At 43.7% G+C, this 8061-nt stretch carries 5 protein-coding genes; 3 read left to right on the forward strand and 2 right to left on the reverse strand.

Features of this window, described 5'->3' with window-relative positions; all coding sequences use genetic code 11:
- Window positions 1-11: 11 nt before the first annotated feature.
- Both VIP81_RS13635 and VIP81_RS13640 read right to left on the reverse strand, forming a co-directional pair.
- Complete coding sequence (locus VIP81_RS13635) at window positions 12-593, reverse strand: RNA polymerase sigma-70 factor (protein ID WP_331961410.1); 582 nt, start codon at window positions 591-593, stop codon at window positions 12-14.
- Window positions 594-732: 139 nt separating this feature from the next.
- On the reverse strand, window positions 733-1608 hold the full coding sequence (locus tag VIP81_RS13640) for an AraC family transcriptional regulator (protein ID WP_211971911.1): 876 nt from the start codon (window positions 1606-1608) through the stop codon (window positions 733-735).
- 313 nt (window positions 1609-1921) lie between these two features.
- Between VIP81_RS13640 and VIP81_RS13645 the strand changes: the two genes are divergently transcribed.
- From VIP81_RS13645 to VIP81_RS13655, 3 genes are all read left to right on the forward strand, one after another.
- Window positions 1922-2941 carry a LacI family DNA-binding transcriptional regulator gene (locus VIP81_RS13645; protein ID WP_331961417.1) on the forward strand — a complete coding sequence of 340 codons (1020 nt, stop codon included), beginning with the start codon at window positions 1922-1924 and terminating at the stop codon, window positions 2939-2941.
- 180 nt (window positions 2942-3121) lie between these two features.
- Window positions 3122-6271 (forward strand): SusC/RagA family TonB-linked outer membrane protein, encoded by a 3150-nt coding sequence (locus tag VIP81_RS13650; RefSeq protein ID WP_331961420.1) that lies wholly within the window; start codon window positions 3122-3124, stop codon window positions 6269-6271.
- A gap of 11 nt (window positions 6272-6282) precedes the next feature.
- Window positions 6283-7851, forward strand: coding sequence for a SusD/RagB family nutrient-binding outer membrane lipoprotein (locus VIP81_RS13655; RefSeq protein WP_331961423.1), 1569 nt, complete (start codon window positions 6283-6285; stop codon window positions 7849-7851).
- Window positions 7852-8061: the final 210 nt, after the last annotated feature.

Here is an 8061-nt window from a genome sequence, read left to right on the forward strand (position 1 = left end):
AAAGCCAACGACTATATGAAATAAATGAGCAGTAAAATAACGATCATGTCTGTTCTGGCGTAGTTGGCCCTTAATATCTTTAATGCCTTGGTAATCTGGTTTTTAACTGTTTGTTGAGACAGGCCCAAATGCGTGGATATCTGTTCTACGGTCAGATTCTCAAATCGGCTGAGCATAAAAATTTCTTTCATGCGCTCCGGCAAATGATTGATCGCCTCGAACAGTTCCTGGGTTCTGGCCTTATTATCCACCGTTTCCATGATAGAATGCGGCTGCGCATCGAAATGCTCGATCAGCTGCTGCAGATATTTGCGGTAGGTGGCGTTTTTACGGTAAATGTCTATGATTTTGTGGCGGGCTACCTGGTACAGGTAAGCTTTCAATGATTCCTTCAGAATCAAAGAATGCCGCTTTTCCCATAAGGAAATAAAAAGCTCCTGCAGTACATCTTTGCTGATCTCTGCCGCATCCAGCTTACTGTGTATAAATAAATACAAAAGCTTGCTATATCGGTCGTAGATGGCATTGAAGGCAGCGCAATCATCGCTTTTTAGCAGCGATATTAACTGGTTATCGGAATAACTGCTGTACATCGAATTACAGTAGTAATTAAGCGTTTTGGTTGATAATTACTGAAAATGAATGTAAGAAGAAAATTTTGATATTTTCATATTTGGTTACTTACTTTTTAAAATAACTAAATAACCAAATAGTAAAATAATGATATTTTTATCATGCTTCCTTTAGCCGCAATTCGTTTTTATATTCTTTCGGTGTTTTGCCTACTATTTCTTTGAAGAAGCGGTTAAAATTAGACAGATTCTTAAATCCGCAGGAATAAGCAATTTCTGCGATAGACCAGTCTTCTTCTGTCAAACGCTTACAGGCATGGCCTATGCGCACTTCATTCAAAAATTGTACAAAGGATTTTTTTGTGCGGTTTTTAAAGAACCGGCAAAATGATTGTGGCGATAAATTGGTGATGCTGGCCACATCCTGCAAGGATATTTCCTTGGAGAAGTTATTCATTACATATTTGAAAACTTCATCAATCTTATGATTGTCTTTTACATTATAAGCATGCGAATACCCGGTACTGGCCAGATAATAACAGTCACGCGTTTCAGATAATGTTTTTAAGATATGCAGCAGGGAAATAATCCGGTCCAGTCCTTCTTTCCGCGGCAGCGCCAGTATTTCCGGCTTCAGTAACTCATGTGTAGCGCCGGTAATCTTCATACCCCGCTGGGCACGATGGAAAAGCTCACTGAGCGCTTTTGTTTCCGGCAATCCATAAAATTTCTCCCCGAAAATATCTTTAGGGAAATAGATCACCACAGACCTGGCTTTCAGATTGTCATCTCCCTTATAATATTCTTCTTCATTATACCACACATGTGGTATATGCGGTCCAAGAAACACCATGTCGCCTTCTTCAAAGCTCTCGATGCTATCCCCCACTATTCTCTTCCCGTGGCTTTCGGTTACATACACCAGCTCACACTCCGGATGGAAGTGAAAAGGGGTATTAAAATAAGGATCACTTCTCTCTATAATGGTGATCTGGTTATCGGCAAAAGCCCCAACTTTAATAAGGATGGGTTTCATTCATGTATTAATTTAAGCTACTATATTACTGTGGCAGTCCTATACTTTATTACCATCACCATTATTCCCACCCGGTGGAACCTTATGTGCGCAGGCGTGTAGTATTGAGATCGTCCTATGAATGATGCCAAATTAATAAAAAGTGGTTAAAAAAATATCATTCTCCCCAAAATAACCAATTTATGTGATAGAAAACAGATCCGGTAGTTTTGAATAAGTTTTCAGGAGTTCCTTGGAATAATTAGTACAACAACGTAATTTCCAACTTCATTTTGTAAATTACGCAAGGCTAAATCGATGTAGCATTTTTTCTATGAAAGGGATCTCTATTAAAGATATTGCAAAACAAGCCGGAGTATCTCCTACAACGGTATCTTTTGTACTCAACGGAAAAGCAAAGGAGAAAAGAATCAGTGAACAGGTAAGCAAAAAAATACAGAAAATTGCAACCCGGCTGAAGTATAAACCCAATCAGCTTGCCCGTGGCCTGCGTACAGGAAAAACAAAAACCATCGGTCTGATTGTGGAAGATATCGCCAATAACTTCTTTGCCACACTGGCGAAAGTAGTGGAAGACGAGGCCGACAAATACGGTTATAAAGTACTCTATGGCAGCACAGAAGATAATACAGAAAAAGCAAAAGGCTTACTGGAAGTGCTGAAATACAGACAGGTGGATGGTTACATCATTACCCCCACCAAAAACCTCGACAAGGAAATAGAACTGCTGCAAACCGCCGCCAAACCACTGGTACTCATGGATCGCTACTTCCCTCAGTTAAGTAGTCACTATGTAGTACTCGACAACTTTAAAGGAGCTTACGATGCTACTACTCACCTGGTAAAACAAGGTTATAAAAAAATAGCCATCGTCACCATCGCTTCAGAACAAACACAAATGAAAGATCGCCTCGACGGTTTTACTGCGGCGCTCAAAGACAATAAAATTCCTTTCAGCAAATCATTGGTGAAACGCCTGCCATTCGACCTCGACAGAGAAAGTTTCAACAACGAAATAAAGAAATTCCTGACTTCGGTAAAAGATCTCGACGCCGTTTTCTTCGCCACTAACTACCTCGGTATTTCCGGTATTGAAAGTATTCGCTCACTTGGATGGAAAATAGGAAAGGACATTGGTCTGATAGGATTTGATGATCATGATCTTTTCCGTTTGCACGTGCCTTCTATCACCTGCGTATCACAGCCCATAGGCGCTATCGGCAAGCATATTGTGGAAGTACTGATGACAGAATTAAATCATCCTTCCGCCAGCCCGCAACAAATTGTACTGGCGCCGGAACTGATCATCAGAGAATCTTCCTCACGCATGTAATCACCTCTTTTTATATATTTTATTTTCAACGCCGGCATCACGCCGGCGTTTTTTTTTATCCCCGACTGCCAACACTTTTTGCTCCACGTTGTTAATAATAGTATCACCAAAATAATCTAATAACCCAATCACCATGTAGAATTTTCAAACAACAAATCTATTTCCTGTTATTCCCTCACTATGGCATTAATTCCTATTCTTCACTTTATTCATTTAAGCATGATCCGGAAATCTATTAATCTTGTTTTACTAGCCGTGCTATTCCTGTTGATCGCCCCTGCAGTATGGGCGCAGCAGGCTATTACCGGTAAAGTAACTGACGCAGGTGGCCAGCCACTCACTGGCGTAAATATCCTCGTGAAAGGTACTTCGAAAGGTACCGTTACTACGGCCGATGGTAATTTCTCCATCACCCTGGCGCCGGGAAATGTACTGGTATTCCGCTATCTGGGCTACCTTACCCAGGAAGTGCCTGCCAATAACAGCCCGCTGAACATTATCCTGAAACAGGATGAAAAAAGTCTTAGCGAAGTAGTGGTCACCGCCCTCGGTATCCGCAAGGAAAAGAAAGCCCTGGGATATGCGGTGTCCGAAATAAAAGGAGATGAGCTCACGCAAGCCCGCTCTACCAATATCGCCAATACCCTCTCGGGTAAAGTCGCCGGGCTGAACGTTACCTCCACGGCCACCGGCCCTGCCGGATCCAGCCGCATTATCCTGAGAGGAAATACCTCCATCGATAAAAACAGAAATAACCAACCACTTATCGTAGTAGATGGGATTCCTATCAATAATGATAACCTGGGACAGGCCAACGAATATGGCGGTACCGATGCCGGTGACGGTATTTCCAGCATCAACCCCGATGATATTGCCACCATGTCTGTACTAAAAGGTGGTACTGCCGCCGCTTTGTACGGTTCACGTGCATCCAACGGCGTTATACTCATCACCACTAAAAGCGGCGCCAAACGAAAAGGCGTAGGCGTGGAGTTCAGCAGCAATATTACCATCGACAAACCCATTGTAAGTAACCTCGACTGGCAATACGACTATGGAATGGGTACCAATGGCCTGAAACCACAAACACAGGCAGAAGCCACGTCCACTGGACTCATGAGCTGGGGCGCCAAACTGGATGGATCTTCCGTAATCCAGTTCGATGGCAAAACCCATCCTTATAGTGCGGTGAAAAATAATTTCAAAGAATTCTATAAAAGCGGATATACTTTCACCAACTCTATTGGCATGAGCGGCGGTACCGATAAAATCAACTACCGCTTCGGCGCCACCGATATGAAAAATGAAGCGATTCTTCCCAACTCCGGCATCAGAAGAGATAATCTCTCCCTGAACGTGTCCGCCCTGCTGGGAAAGAAACTCACCCTGAATGTATATTCCAAATATATACGGGAACGTACGTATAACCGTCCCCGTGTATCCGATTCACCCGGTAACGCCAATTTCGCGTTGTACATGCTGCCCACCAGTCTGGCAGTGCAAACGCTGAAAGACAGTAAACTTGGCCCGGATGGTTTCGAACGCTACTGGAACGCTAATCAGTACATCACCAACCCCTGGTTTTCGGTGTATGATTTTGCACAGGATGATAAAAAAGACCGTTTCATTAACTCGGCAGAATTACGCTACGACATCCTTCCCTGGCTGTACGCCAAAGGACGCATAGGCGCGGATATGTACAACAGAAGCAACTTTGCGATCACACCTACCGGTACTGCCTATAATACAGGCGGACAAATCAACGATCAGACACGGCAAAACTTTTATGAAGTCAACGCCGATATCATGTTGGGAATGGATAAACAGTTTAACGACGACTGGCGCCTCACCGCTTTTGTAGGTGCCAACGTGATGCACAATAAGAATGATAAACTTTATCTCACCGGTAATACATTCAACATTCCTTTCTTCTACGACCAAACCAATCTGCAAACAAAAACAGTTACCAACGATATCTTTGAAAAGAAGATCAATTCTATCTATGCGTCTGCAGAAGTAGCCTTCAAAAGCTATCTGTACCTGACGTTGACAGGTCGTAACGATTGGTTCTCTACTTTGCCGCTCAACAGCAACAGTATTTTCTATCCTTCGGCAGGATTAAGCTTTGTACTGTCTGATGCGGTGACCATGCCCAAATGGATTAACTACGCTAAAATCAGAACATCCTGGGCACAGGTGGGCGGCGATACAGATCCTTATCGTTTAAGGTTGTCGTACAATGTGCAAAACCCACTATCATTGGGTACTACCAGTTTCCCGGTGGCAGATGTGAAAAAGGCACAGGATGGTACTTATGCAGTACCCAATCCTATCCTGAAACCATACGTCAACAGCAGCTTTGAAGCTGGTTTCGAAACAAGAATGTTCGACAACAGACTGAATATCGACTTCTCTTATTATACCCGCACCACGAAAGATGATATCGTGCAAACCACAATCTCGAATGCATCCGGTTTTAATACTGCTTTCATCAACGTAGGTAAGGTGAGTAATAAAGGGGTAGAATTGATGATAACTGCTACGGCTATACGTACTAAAAATTTTACCTGGGATATCACCCCTAACTTTGCTTACAACAAGAGTGAGGTAATACAATTGGCCGCCGGATTGAAAGCCCTGAAAGTATCGGATGTACGTACTTTTAATGCTACTATACAACAAGTACCCGGACAACCATTTGGTGTGATAGAAGGGTATAAATTCAGAAGGGATGATCAGGGTAATATTCTCTTCAACAGCGCTGGTAAGCCACTGCAGGGCGAATATGCCATCTTCGGAACCGGTGTAGCGCCGTATACGCTGGGCTTTAACAACAACTTTACCTACAAAGATTTCTCACTCGGCGTACTGATCGACGCCCGCTGGGGAAATAAAATATATTCCGGTACCAACGACTACGCCACCTATTTCGGCTTACAGAAAAATACACTGGAAGGACGCGCCGATGGCATCACTGTAAAAGCGCAGGACCCCGCAGATCCTTCCAAATATGTGGATAAAGTGGTAGCGGCACAGGATTACTACCAGAATATCGCATTCAATATTGCCGAGCCATTTATTTATGATGGCAGCTTTGTCAAACTGCGTCAGATTATACTGACTTACAGTTTGCCCGCACGCATCATGAGTAAATCACCATTTACCGGCGCTTCATTGTCATTTGTAGCCCGGAACCTGTGGATCATTTACAAAGATATCCCCAATGTAGATCCTGAATCTACCTACAGCAATGGTGCTGGTCAGGGTGCTGAGTTAATGGGTTATCCGCAGACAAGGAGCTTTGGATTAAATCTGAACGTGAAATTTTAAATCAACTGATTATGGCTAAGTCAATATATAAACTACTGATACTGCTCATGGCAGGCGCACTGGCATTCAGCGGATGCACCAAGAATTTTGAGAAGATAAATACCGATCCTACGGCGGCGCCTATTGTGGCTCCGAGCATTTTGCTCACCCGGGGATTGATTTTTACTTCCGGTGGTGAATATGAAGCATGGCGGGCTAATCTCATTTATTGCTCCCCTATGATACAGCAAACTTCTTCCCTTAGCTTAACTTATGTGGGAGATAAATACCTGTATAACGATGATTATTCCGGTGCAGCCTTCAATTCGTTTTATCCGAATGCAACGAAAATTTTATCGACGCTGATGAATCAAACAGCGGGGGATGCGACACAGAAAAATTATAATGCAATTGCGAAGATTGCGCGGGTGATTGTGTTGCAAAGGCTCACTGATCTATACGGGGATGTGCCTTATTCTCAGGCAGACAAAGCTTATCCGGACCTGGTGTTTCTGCCTGCATATGATCACCAGGACGCCATTTATACAGGGCTGGCAACGGAACTGGAGCAGGCTGCTGCCGCCATAGATGTGAGTGGTAGCGTAGCCGGTGATATTTCAGGTTATGGTGGTACTGCCTCACAATGGAAAAAGCTGGCTTATTCTGTGATGCTGCGTATTGGAATGCGCTTGTCTAAAAAATCAGATCCTACGGCGGCAAAGCAGTGGGTGCAGAAAGCAATTGCCGGTGGTGTATTCACCGCCAACGAAGATGCGTTCTATATTCAGCATGCGCCGGGTGATTATGATAATCCCAACAGCCACGTAATAGGCACTTATTCCAATGCCAGAGGCGAAACCAACAAGGCAAACCAGGGGATCAAGTTGTCGAAGTTTTTCGTGGACATGCTCAAAACAAAAGCAGATCCACGCTTGAGGATTATCTCTGAATTGCCAAAGGCAGATTCTACGCCGGGTGGTGATGATACCCCTGCCAATCAGAAAGGGTTGCCTAACGGGTATGATAATTCCTCTGATCCGGTGTATGGCATTGGTTCTACAGGTGATGCCAACATTGCGCATTATTCACAGCCCAAACAAGTGATTGTGCAACCCAATTCTCCCAATATCTTCATGACCTATTCTGAAGTACAGCTCATGAAGGCGGAAGCTGCGGCCAGGGGCTGGATTGCAGGTGATCCGGTACAGTTTTTTATCTCTGGTGTGAAGTCAGGCATTTGGCAATGGAGTTTATATTCTACCAGCATTGTGTATAATGATGTTGCAGCTACAGCTTACGCTACTGCACAATCCGCCGCTGTGGCCTCCGGAGCTTTAGCGGCTAAACTGGAAGCCATCAATACGCAATATTATATTACTACTTTCCTGAACGGGTATGAAGCGTATGCGAACTGGCGCCGTAGTGGATATCCGGTATTGACGCCCGTGAATTACAAAAACAATGAAACAAACGGGCAAATTCCACGAAGATTACGTTATCCACGGAGTGATTACGATGTAAACAGAACCAATATAGAAGCGGCGAATGCCATCCAGGGACCAGATGTTTTTATGACGCCGGTATGGTGGGATAAACCATAACATTCCCGGAACACGCAATAAAAGCAACGTACTAAAAAAAAATCCGGCGATCTTCTGAAACGAGGATAGCCGGATTTTTATATGGAATATGTCTGAAAGCCTTTGTAGTATTAGGTTACAGTGTTTTGTATTTTGCTAATACTGTTTTCTTCAGCACCTGGATTTTATATTCATTCATATGGAATCTCATCGATAAATGTATGGGTTACG

The organism is Chitinophaga sp., assembly GCF_036566945.1.
In the GTDB taxonomy this organism is placed as follows: domain Bacteria; phylum Bacteroidota; class Bacteroidia; order Chitinophagales; family Chitinophagaceae; genus Chitinophaga.